This window comes from Robbsia andropogonis (assembly GCF_000970345.1).
Taxonomy (GTDB): Bacteria; Pseudomonadota; Gammaproteobacteria; order Burkholderiales; family Burkholderiaceae; genus Robbsia; species Robbsia andropogonis.
Map to the genome: position 1 here is coordinate 90,870 of NZ_LAQU01000011.1, position 15,757 is coordinate 106,626.

12 protein-coding genes are annotated in these 15,757 nt (G+C 57.6%); 8 read left to right on the top strand and 4 right to left on the bottom strand.

What is annotated here, in order from left to right:
- The first annotated feature begins 5 nt into the window (after window positions 1-5).
- Entirely contained in the window at window positions 6-953 is a 948-nt protein-coding gene (locus WM40_RS27895; RefSeq protein WP_176026058.1) for an RNA polymerase sigma factor, read from the top strand.
- Between the two features lie 614 nt (window positions 954-1,567).
- On the opposite strand, the gene WM40_RS12450 is transcribed toward WM40_RS27895, so the two are convergent.
- Window positions 1,568-2,254: a GntR family transcriptional regulator gene (locus WM40_RS12450; RefSeq protein ID WP_236693490.1), complete on the bottom strand. Its 687-nt coding sequence runs from the start codon at window positions 2,252-2,254 to the stop codon at window positions 1,568-1,570.
- Between the two features lie 135 nt (window positions 2,255-2,389).
- Between WM40_RS12450 and bioB the strand changes: the two genes are divergently transcribed.
- From bioB to bioD, 5 genes are read left to right on the top strand one after another with little or no spacing between them, the layout of a single operon-like run.
- Window positions 2,390-3,424 (top strand): biotin synthase BioB, encoded by a 1,035-nt coding sequence (bioB, locus tag WM40_RS12455; RefSeq protein WP_024903197.1) that lies wholly within the window; start codon window positions 2,390-2,392, stop codon window positions 3,422-3,424.
- Between the two features lie 3 nt (window positions 3,425-3,427).
- A complete protein-coding gene (locus WM40_RS12460) occupies window positions 3,428-4,726 on the top strand; it encodes a cytochrome P450 (RefSeq protein WP_236693491.1) in 1,299 nt (432 codons plus the stop codon).
- On the top strand, window positions 4,726-5,907 hold the full coding sequence (bioF, locus tag WM40_RS12465) for an 8-amino-7-oxononanoate synthase (RefSeq protein ID WP_024903199.1): 1,182 nt from the start codon (window positions 4,726-4,728) through the stop codon (window positions 5,905-5,907). Before WM40_RS12460 ends, bioF begins: the two co-directional genes overlap by 1 nt.
- Window positions 5,904-7,262: an adenosylmethionine--8-amino-7-oxononanoate transaminase gene (locus WM40_RS12470; protein WP_046153003.1), complete on the top strand. Its 1,359-nt coding sequence runs from the start codon at window positions 5,904-5,906 to the stop codon at window positions 7,260-7,262. Before bioF ends, WM40_RS12470 begins: the two co-directional genes overlap by 4 nt.
- A complete protein-coding gene (gene bioD / locus WM40_RS12475) occupies window positions 7,255-7,947 on the top strand; it encodes a dethiobiotin synthase (protein WP_024903201.1) in 693 nt (230 codons plus the stop codon). The genes WM40_RS12470 and bioD overlap by 8 nt, the downstream gene beginning before the upstream one ends.
- Window positions 7,948-7,956: 9 nt before the next feature.
- Here the strand turns inward: bioD and WM40_RS12480 are convergent, their stop codons facing one another.
- Window positions 7,957-8,529: a chorismate mutase gene (locus tag WM40_RS12480; protein ID WP_051504356.1), complete on the bottom strand. Its 573-nt coding sequence runs from the start codon at window positions 8,527-8,529 to the stop codon at window positions 7,957-7,959.
- Between the two features lie 658 nt (window positions 8,530-9,187).
- On the opposite strand from WM40_RS12480, the gene WM40_RS32085 reads away from it, so the two are divergent.
- Together WM40_RS32085 and WM40_RS12485 are read left to right on the top strand one after the other, a co-directional pair.
- Window positions 9,188-9,313, top strand: a complete 126-nt coding sequence (locus WM40_RS32085) for a hypothetical protein (protein ID WP_269083090.1) — start codon at window positions 9,188-9,190, stop codon at window positions 9,311-9,313.
- A 204-nt stretch (window positions 9,314-9,517) separates the two neighbouring features.
- The gene (locus WM40_RS12485; protein WP_157685786.1) at window positions 9,518-13,651 is read left to right on the top strand and encodes a coiled-coil domain-containing protein; all 4,134 of its coding nucleotides are present in this window, start codon (window positions 9,518-9,520) and stop codon (window positions 13,649-13,651) included.
- 60 nt (window positions 13,652-13,711) lie between these two features.
- Here WM40_RS12485 and WM40_RS12490 read toward each other — a convergent pair whose 3' ends face one another.
- Together WM40_RS12490 and WM40_RS12495 are read right to left on the bottom strand one after the other, a co-directional pair.
- Entirely contained in the window at window positions 13,712-14,557 is an 846-nt protein-coding gene (locus WM40_RS12490; protein ID WP_052738305.1) for an ABC transporter permease, read from the bottom strand.
- A gap of 1 nt (window position 14,558) precedes the next feature.
- Window positions 14,559-15,749, bottom strand: a complete 1,191-nt coding sequence (locus WM40_RS12495) for an ABC transporter substrate-binding protein (protein ID WP_024903206.1) — start codon at window positions 15,747-15,749, stop codon at window positions 14,559-14,561.
- Window positions 15,750-15,757 lie beyond the last annotated feature (8 nt).

Sequence of the window (15,757 nt, forward strand, 5' to 3'; positions counted from 1 at the left end):
ACGGCATGCGTTCGGCGGTGTACTTCAAAGACAAAAATGGTGTCTACACCGGGTGCAACGAGGTATGCGAAAAGTTTCTTGCGATCGCCCGCAACGACATCCGTGGTAAAACCGTACATGACATCTGGCCGGCGCACCTCGCCACCACCTACTACAAAGCGGATCGCCAGTTGCTGGCGCGAGGCGGCACCCAGGTTTATATCGCCGCCGTGCGGGATGGGGCGGGCGTTGCTCGCATCTTGCGGTTCTATAAGGGCGTGGTGTACGACGAAAGCGGACGTATAAGCGGCATCGTTGGGACCATACATGAAATAGGCGATAAACAGGCGTATGAAGTAGCGCGGGACGAGGTCGAGGACATCATGCAGCATGTGTCTACAACCGTGTATGCGCCGCATTGCTCGCCTCCGGCCGTGGATAACGAAAGTTCCTTGCTCGACCAGGTTGGGCGAGGCGATGCCTCGGCGCTGGCTCGACTGTACAGGCTTTACGTTCGCCGCATCACGCGTTTTCTGAACCGACTTACGTGGAAGACCGAGGTGATTAATGAAATCATCAACGATACATTCATGGTCGTATGGAATAAAGCCAAAAGCTTTCGCGGTGATTCCAGCGTAGCAACATGGATCACCGGTATTGCCTATCGCTGCGCGCTCAGGTCGCTACGTTATCAAAGCCGTTCGGAATTCGAACTGCTGGACACGGATACGATGATGTCCTATGAACCCGATTACGAACTATCTGATCTGCTGAAAAAGGCGCTCGATCTATTACCAGAAGACCAACGCCTTGCAATGACATTGGCCTATATTCTTGGCCACACCGTCGAAGAAATATCCCAAATTCTGGGCTGCCCTGCAACCACCGTTAAGGCGCGCATGCATCGGGCGAGAAATAAACTTCGCGAGACGCTTGAAACCATTGGGAACACGCAATGCCAGCCCGCGCAGTGAGATAAGAAAAAGGCAAATTCGATGCTGGGCGGGTACCGCCATCTCGCCAACCGGCGGGCGGCACGTACCGTCTTTTACCGCTTTGCCCTATAACTGGCATCGGGAATGACGGTCTTCGGCGGTTGTCGTATTTCCGATCGGAATATCGACACGTTTTCATCAAGCGCATCATTCGGCGTGCTTGTCATGGCGGCGCGTTAGCGTCTCCCCCAACGATGATCGCTATAGGCGACGCGCATCGCCATCATGTGGTCGTCACGCTACGATCCAATTACGGTTTCGTTGCCATATCTTTAAGGCTTCGTTGCTATCTCGATCTTGTCTTGCTATCGCATCGTCGCCATTTTATTGCCAAGTCATTACGATGTCTACGCAACGACACGATTGACCTTGCCTCGAAACGACCTACAGCAGAGATATGTTAAAGAATCTTTTGAATAAAGGTGGAGATGGCTAAAAGAAAATACCGAACCGTCGCTACCCGAAGGAATTCCGAGGGGAAGCGGCAAGACTAGCAAATTTTGTAGCGCACAATGAGGGTGCACGCCGTCTAGGGGTTGCCGGTGGATCGGCAACCGGGCGCAGCGGCGCAAAGGCGCGTCTGCGTGCGGCGCTTATCCGCGGATCGTCTCGCTATATCCAACGCGCTCCATCGTGCCGATATGCCTGCTAAGCAATTGCAAGGCACGATCGGCATTCTTGTCTTTCAACGCCGTAATGATCAAGCAGTGATCCTGGTCAGAACGCGGTTGCCATCCGCGCTGCAGCCCTGCTGCAAAGAGATAACGAGAATTCGTCTGCTGCAACTGCTTCAGCATCGCCAGCAGTCGCGGCATGCGGCACTCCTTTACCAGAATGTCGTGAAATGCGCAGTTCGCCTCATCCCATTCGACAAGTGACTGTGCTGTGAAACAGCGTTCCTGCGCTGCCTCCAGTTGCGCGATCTGCACCGGGCCCAGCCTTGGAACACTGTGTTTTAAAGCGAGTAACTCCAGAGCGCCTCGCATCTCCACAGCCTCCTTGATCGCATCCTGGCTCAACGTCGTTACGCGGACCCCACGGCGCGGCAGGGCCACGACCAATCCCATGGCCTCCAAGCGCTGGAAGGCTTCGCGAACCGGAACGTGACTGGTATTGAACTCCCTCGCGACATGGTCCTGGCGTAGCGGACTCCCCCCTTCGATCTCGCCTCGGATGATGCGCGCACGCAATGCCTCGGCGACGTATTCCGCGGTTGTCGGGCGAACCGGCATCTCTTCTATTTGCGCATCCATTTGTAGATTATCTATAAAAATAGACATTGTTTTTTGAGTCGAGAGGTTTTTAAAATAAAAAAAGCTAATAAATGCTCAATACCAGGTCGAAATTCATATTTTATAGATAGTTTTATCTCACCGCATCTTTTTTCGAACGCAACGAGAACCCGGTCCCAACGCATGCCCCATACCGCCCACCCAAAGCCCATCCGCGTTTCAGGTCGCCTTCCGGATACCACCAGACCTGACTCATGGGTGTTAAGCGATGTCGAAGCTTTGTTCGCACGCCCTTTCCTGGATCTGTTGTTCCTCGCACAAAGCACCCATCGAGCAACGTTCAAGGCCAACGAAGTACAACTGTCTACCTTGCTTTCAGTCAAGACCGGCGGGTGCCCCGAGGATTGCGGTTATTGCTCTCAGTCCTCAAAGCACGAGGTGGCGGGCATGAAAGCGACGCGTCTGATGTCACCGTCCGCGGTCGTCAGTGCTGCAAAGCAGGCGAAAGAACAAGGTGCTTCGCGCTTTTGCATGGGCGCGGCATGGCGTAGTCCGAAGGCACGGGATATGCCCGACATCGTGGAAATGGTGAAGCAGGTGCGCGCCTTGGGCCTTGAGACCTGCATGACGCTCGGCATGCTCGACGGCGATCAGGCGAGGACATTGAAGGACGCTGGACTGGATTACTACAATCACAATCTGGATACGTCGCCTGATTTCTACGGCAGCGTTATTTCTACTCGATCTTATCAGGACCGTCTGGATACGCTGCAGCAAGTCCGCCAAGCCGGCTTGCACGTGTGTTGCGGCGGTATCATCGGCATGGGTGAAACGCGTCGTCAACGCGCGGCATTGATTACGCAGCTATCGAATTTGTCTCCCTATCCCGAATCCGTTCCCATCAATCATCTCGTACCCATAAAAGGCACCCCGCTAGCGGATGCCGAGCCGCTTGATCCGCTCGAATTCGTGCGCACCATTGCGGTCGCGCGCATCACGATGCCGAAAGCCTTCGTACGGCTGTCTGCCGGCCGCGAACAAATGGACGACGCTTTGCAGACCTTGTGTTTCGCGGCCGGCGCAAATTCGATCTTCCTAGGCGCGACGTTGCTGACCACGCCTAATGCCTCGATGGATCATGACCGCCAGTTGCTCGACCGCCTGGGAATGCGCGCCATGACAATGCCCACCGACGACACCGCTCAAACGCAAGGATAAGCCTTGGCCGACATTCAAAACATGCGACGGGTCGAAGTCAGGCACGGGCGGAAAGTTTCCGATACCGGTGATTATGGCGTCGCGCCGATATGGGATAAAGAACACGGTCCCGGCGCATGGATAGTACAGCGATACGCCGATGTCGCTGCGGCGCTCCGTGACCCACGATTCTCTGCCGCGCGTGCCGCTCGATGGGTCAACAGCAGCGTCTCGGCACCGATGCGGGACGAATTGCGCGAATTCAAGCGCATTTTGTCCCGCGCGCTTTTGTTTATCGAGGGCAATTCCCATGGTCGTGTCCGCCGCGCGCTCGCAGCCGGTTTCCATGGTGTCTCCCTTCAGCAGCACGCACCGACCATCACCGGAATCGCCGATGAATTGCTGGATGCCGTTATCGCGAAGGCCACACTCGATCAAAATGGCAACGCAAGCGTCACATTCGACTTTGTGGAAGATGTCGCCCGCGCGCTTCCAGCACGCGTCATTGCCAACCTGATGGGAATCGCTCCCGAAATACAACCGAGATTCATCGCGGCCGCCGGCGAGATAGCCGCGTTCATCGGTAGTCCTCTTCCGGATGCCCGACGCGTTTTCGCCGCGCAGGACGGCCTGCTCGCCATCCGCGACCATTTTGCATCGATGCTGCGTTACCCGGTCGAGGTCCCACCGCATAGCTTGACGGCGCGTATACTACGACAACGCGATGGAGGTACGTTGAGCACGGCTGAAATGCTGGCGCAATGCTGCACACTGCTCTTTGCGGGCTACGAAACGACCCGGCATTTGCTTGGAAATGGCATGCTGGCGCTGTTGAACCATCCCACCCAATGGCTGGCGTTGCAACGCGCGCCGCAGCGCCTGCCGATTGCTCTACGTGAGTTGCTTCGTTATGACAGTCCCGTGCAATATACCGGCCGGCGCCTGCGCGAAGACGTTGTCGTCGGAGGGCAGACGATGCGCAAAGGCCAGTTGGTCATTCTGGACCTCGCAGCGGCCAACCGCGATCCAAGCCGATTCAGTATGCCGGAACGGCTCTATCTGAAGCGTGACGAAGGCAACCATCTTGCTTTCGGGCATGGTCCACATGTCTGTCTTGGCGCCGGGCTGACCTATCTGGAAGCAGAAATTGCTTTTCGCGCCGTCATGCAACGTCTACCGAATTTGCAACTTGCGCCGCACACTCCGGAATGGCAAGACAACGCCGCATACCGAGGGGTGGCATCGTTGCCAGTGTACTGCTCGCTACCGAGCCCCGGCAAACAGCCAATTCCTGTGAACCTGACGGCCCAGGACAATACGTAATGCACGATTTCAAAGTGGCATTGGCCGAACTGGAAGCACAGCATTTACTGCGAAAGCGGCGTGTCGTAAGCAGCCCCTCCAGCCCCCGCATGCAAGTGGCGGACCGTTCGGTGCTCTCCTTCTGCAACAATGACTATCTTGGCTTGGCCAATGACCTGCGGATCGCGGCTGCCGCGCGCGATGCGATGGACAGCTTTGGCATTGGTGCCTCCGCGTCGGCGCTCATCAGCGGTCACAGCGCGGCGCATGCGTCATTGGAATACGCGCTGGCGCGCTTCGTCGGCATGCCTGGCGCGCTGACGTTCACAAACGGCTATATGGCCAACATCGGCGTTATCACGGCGTTGATAGGCCCAGGCGACACGGTGTTCTGCGATCGCCTCAATCATGCATCGCTGATCGATGGTATCCGGCTGTCACGTGCCGAGCTTAAGGTCTATCCCCACGTCGATACCGATCGATTGGCGCATCTGCTGGCAAAATGCACGAGCAAGCGCAAGTTGATCGTCACCGATGCGGTATTCAGCATGGACGGCGACATTGCCCCCCTACCCACGTTGCTGGCGTTGTGCGAGCGTTACGATGCATGGCTGATGGTCGACGATGCGCATGGCTTCGGCGTGCTGGGCCCCCAGGGCCGCGGTAGCCTCGCGCATTTCAAAACGGATTCCACGACACACTCGGAACGTGTGATCTACATGGCCACGCTGGGCAAAGCGGTGGGAGTCGCTGGCGCATTCGTTGCGGCAAACGAGGACATCATTGCCTGGTTGATTCAGCGAGCACGAACCTATATGTTTACCACCGCCAACCCAGCATTGCTTGCCCATGCCGCGTCAGCAGCGCTGACACTCATCGAAGAGGAGGAATGGCGGCGCGATCACCTCAAGATGCTTGGGGAAGCGCTGCGGCATGCGTTGAAGGGTCTGCCTTGGACGTTGGCGCCATCGCAGACAGCAATCCACCCGCTGATTATCGGGGATAACCAGACAACGCACATGCTCGCACGACTGCTTTGGAACCAATCAATCTGGGTTCCCGCAATCTGCCCGCCCACCGTTCCAAAGGGCACTGCCCGCCTGCGCATATCCCTTGGCGCCCTGCATACCATGGCAGACATTGCACACATTGCAGCATCATTGCACGCGGCCGCCGCGACACTCACAAAGGAACCCGGATGAAGGTCAACTACTCGGAAGATCTGGTCCAGCGCACGCTGCGTAGCGTCTGGCATCCGTGTACGCAGATGCAACACCATGAAAGGACACCGCCCATTCCAATCGTGCGCGGCCAAGGCGCCTGGCTGTACGACGCGGATGGCAACCGCTATCTAGACGCGATCAGCTCGTGGTGGGTCAATCTTTTCGGTCATGCGAATCCACGCATCAATGCGGCCCTGAAAGATCAGTTGGACCGTCTTGAACATGCAATGCTCGCCGGGTTCACCCATGAACCCGTGGTGGCGCTGTCGGAAAAGCTTGCAGCATTAACCCACCACACGCTCGGACATTGCTTCTATGCGTCGGATGGAGCATCAGCCGTCGAAATCGCACTGAAAATGAGCGTGCATGCGTGGCGTAACCTTGGGCAACCAAACAAACGGGAATTCATCTGCCTCCAAGGCAGCTATCATGGCGAGACACTTGGCGCGCTGGGTGTGACGGATACCCCATTATTCCGCGAGGCATATGGCGGCCTGATTCGAGCAGCCCACGTGATGCCCTCGCCCGATCCGCGCCAGGCGCGCGACGGACAGACTGCCGGTGACGTGCTGGCCCATGCTCTGAAAACACTGGAATCTCACTTAGAGCGCCTTGCCGGAAGTATCGCCGCCATCATCGTGGAGCCCATGGTGATGTGCGCGAACGCGATGGCGATGTACGACGCGGATTACCTTTACGGCCTGCGCGGACTATGTGATCGGTACGACGTCCATCTGATCGCCGACGAGATCGCCGTGGGATGCGGCCGCACAGGCCACTTCTTCGCATTTGAGCATGCCGGGACATGGCCTGATTTTCTTTGCCTGTCGAAAGGCATCAGCGGCGGGTATCTGCCGTTGTCACTGGTCATGACACGCGATGCGATCTACGAAGCGTTTTACGATACCGACATTGCACGTGGATTCCTGCACTCCCACTCCTACACCGGTAATCCGCTTGCCTGCCGCGCGGCGTTGGCAACGCTGAACCTATTCGAAGAGGACGATGTTCTCGCACACAACCGCATCCTCGCGGCCCGACTGAATGCCGCGTTGCAGCCGTTCGCGCACGATCCGCGTTTTCATCATTTCCGTCAGCAAGGGATGATATGGGCGTGCGATGCGATCATAGCGGACCCCAGCGAGGCAGCAGCGTTCTCTCGTCGATTCTTTGCCGAAGCGGCAAAGACCGAACTACTGATTCGTCCCATACGCCAAACAATCTATGTCATGCCGCCCTACATTTTGAACAATGAAGACATCGACGATTTGGGCAGCCGCTTGTATCGACTCGCTGACCGTATAATCGGGAGCACGCGCGATGCGCATGGATAAGGTAGCTAAAGAGAGGCACTATTTCATCGCCGGGACGGATACCGGTGTAGGCAAGACCTTGGTCAGCACCGCGTTGCTGCACCAATTTGCAGCAACCGGTTTGCGCGCCGTGGGAATGAAGCCCGTGGCGTCCGGTGCGGTGTTACACGCAGGACGGTGGTGCAACGACGACGTGTCCGCCCTCCGTGCGGCATCGAACGTGCCGGTACCTTATGCGTTGGATAACCCCTATCTTTTCAGGGAAGCCACGGCACCTCATCTCGCCGCTGAAGATGAACGCGTCCACATCGACCTCCTTCACATCAAATGTTGCTATGAGGCCCTGCTCGATCATGCCGACACGGTGATTGTCGAAGGCGTAGGCGGACTGCTTGTCCCACTAAACGACTACGCATGCACGGATGACCTCGCCGTACTGCTTGGACTGCCTGTGATTCTCGTGGTCGGCATTCGCTTGGGCTGCATCAATCACGCCTTGCTGACCGTACGCGCCCTATCCGCCAAGGGTCTAATACTGGCAGGATGGGTTGCGTCCACGCTGGATCCCGACATGTTGCAACTTCCAGCGACGCTGGATTGCCTGCGCAATCGGATACCGGCACCGTTGCTTGGCTGCGTACCATATTTGCGCAACCCCGACGCGTCCTCGGCTGCGCAATTTCTGGATTTGGCCCCCCTAGACTAGGCCGTGAACTTATTTTGAGGCGGGTGCGGCGCTCAAGCATACGTGCGCGACGGCACGATCCAACGCAATCCGATGCAGGACATCGAGCGACCTTGCCTGTGCAACGTCTCCCACTGCAACGGCAAGCTGCCTGTGACAATCCACATCGTTACGCGCCGTTGACGCCGCTTGCAGATCTTGCAGGATGGCAGTCTGTAGATTGTCCAGAATAGGACGTATGACGCCGGTCAGGCTCTTGCGTGCCGTCGCTGGTGCATTGCCCTGCCTTCGCCAGTCGTTCAACAGCGCATACTGAATTTCCTTGTTCGCTTCGATTTGGTCTTCAAAGATGCGCGTGGCGTCCTCGGCGCCGACGCCCAGCGCCGGTGCCATTGCCGCGACGCTGGTAAGAACCTGTGCCTCGCGCTTCGGATCGTGTACCGCTTTTCCGGAATCCCATTTGCTAAGCGCGACCTGCTCCGCGGTATCGAGGCGCTCCGATATGCTTCGCACCAGCGGGACAAGTGCTGGCACGGGCGCGGCAATACTTTCGGCGCAGCCCAGCATGACTGAAAGGATCAGCACTGTGGCAGGGATGCGCATGTGACGCCGCTGACAATTGGCCCGGATATGCCTGATCAATTCGTTTCGCACCATATCTTTATAAACGCTCCGCAAGGAAAGTAATGCTGTGATTGACATCGCTTGGATAAGCGACTTCTTACGTGAGCGGTATGGTACACGCTTCCTCGCTATTGGCGAGCATAACGTAAAGAAACTTTATATTCAGGTCAACGCATTGTGTCCACCCTCGGGCGCGAACACGCCTACCGCTCCCGGGTTTCACGGCGTACAACGTTACAAATCTAAACGAGGTCGATGCTCCGGATAGCGGAATGGCAACGGATCGTTTTGCATTTCGATTGTTCTTTCGCTTTTGGACAAACTATTTCGCTACCCCTCGCAGGCCCTGTACGCGACTCCGACCTGACTCAACCTGCACGTAACAAAGGAGAGACCATGGCCCTTCCGCTGCAACACGTAATACTGCTTTTCTTCATGCCTCGTATCGCCTAACACCTTGCGTATAAAACCGTACTGCCCCGACGGATCTTCTCGAACCAGCAATGATACGCGTCGCTAGCTGGATGTCTGAACCTCCTGCTTTCCGACGTAGCGATGCTGCGTGACTAACGTCTAGATCGAAACCAGCTCGCGCGCAGACATCCGCTACGCACGCTAATTGACGGGGAAGAACGTCATGAAATGGTTTCACAACCGAAACTTTCTGAAATTGGGAGAGTCCGTCATTGTCGAGCCATTACATCTCAGCCATTTGATGTTTCTCACCGATGAAAGCGAACTAACCACGCCACATCCCTCGTAACAACGCCTCTTTCGCCATGCGCCACACGGAAAGCGTACATGCCGTACGAACTGAATATACTTCATCGACGAAGTATGAAATTCAGAAAAATTATAACGTTGTGCAAATTGGTTGTTGGATTATGGATATTGAACGCAGCTAAACTGACTTTTCCTAAAAACGCATTGATAGACGCGTTTATGCACGTCCCTCATTGGAAATTTCATGACTATCCGTTCACAATCCGCCTTTATGGCCGCGCCCGCACCAGCACCCGATGAAGCGGGTGATTTCAGCACAACGCGCTCAGCACAGCCAGCCGCCACATCACCGCGCGAACTGACGCGTTCCGATGCTTTGAAGCAGTTACGTCCACGGCCAGAAAGGAACGTTGAGGACAATGCCTCAACCTCATCGGCGGCGGATACACGCGCACCCCTCCCACTTGGTCAGCGGATCAAGGCCTTGATCTCGCGCAGGCAGGTTTCGGTAACCGCGGTCATACCGGGCACTGGTCGAACCTTGAATCGTCCGCTGCGCGCCACCGTTCCCTCGACATCAGTCAATCCTGTGATGCAAGGTCCGGAAGCGGCAATCCTGGAAGAAGCGAAGCTACTTTCAAGCGTGGCGGAGTCACTTACGATGAGTATCGGTCGCCCCGAGGCCGCGCTATGGAAGCGCCCCGCGCCTTCAAAAGCTTATCGACTGATGACGACCCTAATCCCGTGGGCGAAGCCGGCCCCACTCGCGAAAATCGCCGCGTCCAGTATTGGCGGTAACGGCCGGCATACCGCACCGACACATCAGACATCGCCGAACCACTTTGCGGGAAAAGCGGCAATTGCCGAAAGCGTGGCAACACTCAGGGAGCTGGTCGCGCAGCGCCGAGCAGCACTCGACGAGGCGGTCGCGCATTTCGAGCGTGCGCAATCAGCGCATGATGCTGCTCGTGGCGTATCAATGATTTCGGATCAGACGCAGAACACGGCTACACGCCGCTTGCACGCCGCTGCCGCGGTGCGCGACGCAAGCAGCGCGCTGCATGCGGTCATCTCCGGCCCGGATCTGGCCGGACTTGAGGGGCTGCGCTATCTCGCGGAACAACGCGATAAAGCCGATGCATTCACGCATAGGCGGATCAATGAGTTGCAAGCCAAGGCGCATGCATTGCGTTCACATGCGTACGATCGCCGTGATGCAATCGATGTCGAATTGCAAGTACGAAAAGAAGAGGCGCATGCGCTGACGCTCGTTAATCACGATCTTGATGCAGCGGAGAAAATTGTCCTTGACGCGCGAGGTCGTTTGCATAACCTGGAAAAGCGCTTCGGCAAGTTGCCTTCGGGGTTTGTTGAGATGGGCAGCACATCACCAAAGGCCTCCGCCTTACACGCGGATCTGCTTAACCAGATCGCGCAGGCCCGCACAGTGCTTCAAGGCGCGGAACGCGCGCGAGCGCGCGCCTTGCAAGGTCTGGATTCCGTCAATACAGGAATCGAACGGGTCAGCCAGCAGCTTTCAGAACTGATGCAGCTGCGCGCAACAGCGGAAGCGCAGCGTGAGCAAGCCGAGCGTTCACTGGCGTGGCTCACGGAAGCATCGTCGCTGCTCGCACGACAAGCGGATACGACGGCAGCGCCAGAAGCCGGTGGTCAGGAACAATCGGTGAACGCGTTGCACGACCTCTTCGTCGCACGGCAATCCGATCTGCCGCCTGCCTTCGGCCAACGCCCCGACGCACGTTTGCAATCCGCGCTCGCAGCGCTTCCCGCTCGCCTGAAGGCATCCAGCTCGCCCAGTCTATTACCGACCATGATGGCCATGGAGACAGTGATCCATGCGCTGGCGGACGTCACCCAAAGCGACGCGGGAAGGGCAACACGATTGCTCGATGCATTGCACCAACATCCAACCACGCACTGGTCCGCACTGGCGCAGACCGAGGCAGAAACGCGGCGCCTGCATAGCGCCTCGACTGCCTTTCCCAACCCTACCGCGGCCGACGTCCTTGCGTTCAGTCGGGCGATCGCCGCGTTGCCTCGTGGTAGTGACCTGCTGCATGCACTATCGCGCGACAGCCATCAAACCGCGACGAAAGAACAAATCCAGGCACTGCATGTCTTCTGGACGGCCGAAGCCGCTGGTCGCACCGAACCGGACACGGCGGTTTCGGCGTGGCTCAGTCAGGCGAGGCAGGTTGCATTGGCCCGATGCAAGGGAGACGAAAACCTCGAATTCGACGACGTCGCATATGCCGCGTATAACGCTGTTCGTAGTGGTTACGTCAGCAATGCACCCGGCTCGCTTTATGCACGACACGATGCGCGCATGAGGAAAGCACTGACCGAGTGGGTGATCCGCGCCACTTCGGCAGACAACAGGCCAAACGACGCGCCGCGGCCTGCCGTATGGCGCCGATTTGTCCCTACCCTGAACAAAACCCCGTTCAGCAAGCGCTTGTTGAATCGCGGTTATGAGGTCTCGGAAAGCATGGGCCTTGATTCAGCGCGGATGCAAGTAGACCGTGCAATACGACGGCGCATGACGCGCCTCACCCCATTGATTGAGGCCAGTCGCCAGCACCGAGGTGGGGAAGGCACGCTTGACGCCCTATTTTCTCAGACGTTGCTCGATTACCTGAAGCGGCTTGACAATCGCGGGCGACATCTGTCAAAAGTCACGCTATCCGGCCGTGACGCCAAGAAGATCATCGAACGTCTACCCAGCGTGGTACGGACGATGCACGCGGCGCGCTTTCAATCGTTCATCAAACAAGTGGCGCCGCACGGCGCCACGGCCTATGAGACGGTCTCGCGTCTTGAGGAGCGCCTCCGTGCGCACATTCCCTCCGCGCGACAACCCCCGGCACTAGAAGCCGTCGATGCGGATTTGGTCACCGCGATCGGTCTACTGAAACATCAGCATCTGCGCAACAAGGAAGACATTGTTACCTTCTTCAAGCCTTTCATCCTAGACATGGCATTGCGGGACAAGGTACGGCTGGGTGGCGGTGGCACACTGGGGGTCGGCCTGCCTACATTGCCTTATGGCCCGCAAACCCCGATCGTATCGCCTCTTCTTTCGGTAGAGACATCCCGGTCCGATGAGGCGTTTACGCAGTTGTTCATGCCGGTGCTTGGCATTGAGATGATGTTCGGCAAGACTCGCACCAACGCGCATGAGGCGACCATCGGAATGGTGGCAGGTGCGGCGCTTGGCACCTACACATCGTTGCAGGGCACGGCGAGCTTGCATGGGTTAAAACAGCATGCAAAAACCGATGCCACGCTGTTGCGCTTTTTCAGAAAGCGTCATCAAGACGAGACGATGCGGGCCAACATGCTTAACGCACTCGACAGCATGGTGCGATGGGATGTGATCGCACCTGAGCGTGGCCGGGCGTACCATGGTCCGTTGGAAGCGGTGTTCGCCCGGAATCCGGATGTCTCCGTCTCTCAGATGGAGAGCGTCGCGGATACCACGGCAATCAGTGCGGCTGTGACGGCGCGGCTTCCTTATGTGCGATTCAATGATCCGGACGCGCAAGGCCTCGCGCAAACGTTTCGTGTCGAGCCATCGCTCACCGGCGAAGGACAGCGCGTCCGGGAGCGGCGAGACGAGCGTGGCGGTCATGTGAGCGTCTATGCGGCCGTCGGTGATACCGCGCAACAGCGCGCGAATATCGGTTTGACACTGACGGGCGCACCTGTCTCGTATTTACCGCCAAGTGGGCGGCGCCATGCGCACAACACCGGCACGCAGCGCCAGGCCCTTGGATTGCAACTCGGCGTCACACGCGACATCGCCTTGGCCATCGAGAAGCACGAGATTTCCCCTTTCTTGATAGATGGCAAGCAGGACGGCGACCTAGATCGCCACTATGCGACGCCAGCCGATATGCTGCGAGAAATCTCGGCCAACCGCACGCAATGGTTGATGCGGTGCGTGGAGACGCTTGAACCTGATGAAAACGGCAACACCGACACGCCGGACAACCGCATGCGAGCGGGGATCTTGCTGGACGCGTTCGAACATGAGATCAAGCGTCTTGGCAAGGACAACCAATACTGCCTCTACAACGTCAATTATTCGATGCGCGGCGCAGCAAGCGGATGGATCGACGGTTATCGAGGGCTTGCGCAACTCGCACGCAAACGCGGCGATACCCAAGGTGAACGTCGCGCATTGGAAGCCATCGACGATATTCTGCTCAATAGCGGTACCTGGCGACCACTTATGCTGATCGTGCGGGAGCGTGCAAAGGATTCGACCACGTTAGGTTGGCGTAACCTCCTTCGCTGGCAACGCTTGGCGAACGTTGACGGGCAGCGCACGGCCGCACAATTTCCGCCACCCTGACCTGTTTGTGCGAATGCGTATCCCGACCACTGACTAGGCGTATCACATCGTTTAACGATGTCAAAGCCCGACGGTTGTCTTACTAAAACGCGAATACACAATCCGGGCACACCAATCAAGGGAAAAGCCGAGCGCGCCGATGATCAGAACCACCGCCATCAGCTCCGAATACGCCAGCCGGTCTCGGGTATCCAGGATCAAATAACCAAGTCCGGAACTTACGCCAAGCATTTCGGCAGGGACCAGCACAATCCACAATATGCCAATGGACAGACGCACACCGGTCAACACATGCAAGGCAATGGCAGGCACGAAGATGTGCCACATCATTTCGAAACGCGTGGCGGCAAGGCTCTCCCCCAATTGCAGCCAACGCTGATCGATTTGATGTACGCCCGCCGCGGTGCTCATGACAATGGGCCATACGGCCGCGAAGCTCAACAGAAAATATACAGCACGATCCCCCACGCCCAAGGTCATTACCGCAATCGGCATCCACGCAAGCGGGGAAATCATCCGCAAGAACTGCAATGCCGGTGAAAGCAGCGCGTCCAGTGCCTTCACTCGACCGATCAGAAAGCCCAATGGCACGCCAACCAGCAAGGCACAAGTTAAGCCGACGGCGATACGCCGCAGGCTTGCGGCAACGTGTACGAACAATCGATCCTCACCGATCAACGCAGGCATTATCTTGAAGGCCTCCACCGGCGAGAATTGTGCGACGAGAAGATTCCGACCGGCACATGCAGTGACTGCCGCCCACCACAGACCGATGACAATGATGATGCCGGCAGTCCCCAACAGGAGTCGGCGCAGACGTTGGCTGCCGCGCGTCAATGCGGACAATGTCTGGCGTTGTGGCTCGAAAGCGTCCGAGGGGTGGGGCCGAGAAGGATGGATAGCCATCTCAGATTGCAATGGTCTCTTTTCGGGACCATGCCTCCGGTAGTCCGAATGCTTTCATGCCACCTTGCGCGGCAATGCTTTTCTTGACGAATCGATCATCGACGAGGTCGCTGGCGACCCATGCCGGGTCGAGTTTCGCGAGAAATGGTGCCTCCCCTTCCACCTGAGTTGCCTTCAGGCGACGAACCAATTCTTCCGTATAGCTTGGATAGGGATACGGCTGGAAATCGATTCTTTTTTCATGCCAATCGCCATGCAGTACGGCGCGGTCCGCAAGGTAACGCGGCTCCTCCGAAGGCTGCTGCCGCAACACGGTGGAAAGCAAGCTGGCAGCATGTGGCGTGTAATGATTCGTCCCGCTCTTCGACAAAAGTTCCGCGGCTTCTTGCGGATGGGCGCGTGACCAGACCTGGGCCTTGACGATCGCATCCACCACCTTCTGTGACCACGCTGGGCGCGCATTTAAATCCTGCTCGTGCATGAATACGACACAGCAAGCGTGGTCACGCCAGACGTCGCCCGTAAAGCGCAGCACTTTGCCAACCTTCAACGCTTCCGCGGCGGCATTGAAAGGCTCAGCAACGATAAAACCGGCAATCTGTCTTGATGCCAGCGCAGGCGGCATATCCGCAGGTGCCATCACGACCAAGCGCACTTCCGTGGCTTTCAACGCACCCTCCTTGCTGAGGACCGGCGTGAGGCCTTGCGCACGCAACAAGTCCTGCACGACGACGTTGTGAATCGAATACCAAAATGGCACCGCAACAGTCTTGCCGCCGAGATCCCGTAATGACTGGACGTCTGGCGCCACCGTCAGCGCGGAACCGTTGATGTGATTCCACGCGACAACCTTCGCGGGGGCACGACTGCCATATCGCGCCCAGATCGTCATGGGCGAAAGAATATGCACGACATTCACTTGGCCCGATAAAAACGCTTCCACCAACTGCGCCCAACTGCGTAACAAAGTGGGTTTCTCCGCGCCGAGACCCGCGTCAGCAAAATAGCCGTTGTTATGTGCAACCAGAAGGGGTGTCGCATCCGTAATCGGTAGATAGCCGATTCGCACGGGGGCGTCCGGCTCCGTTGCAGCGCGGGCCGTCAGGCTGCTCAGTAATGGCGTGGCGCCGCCGACAGTGAAAAGCGAGGCAAGCTTGAGCCACTCGCGGCGAGACATCGGCAACTGACACATGCTACGGT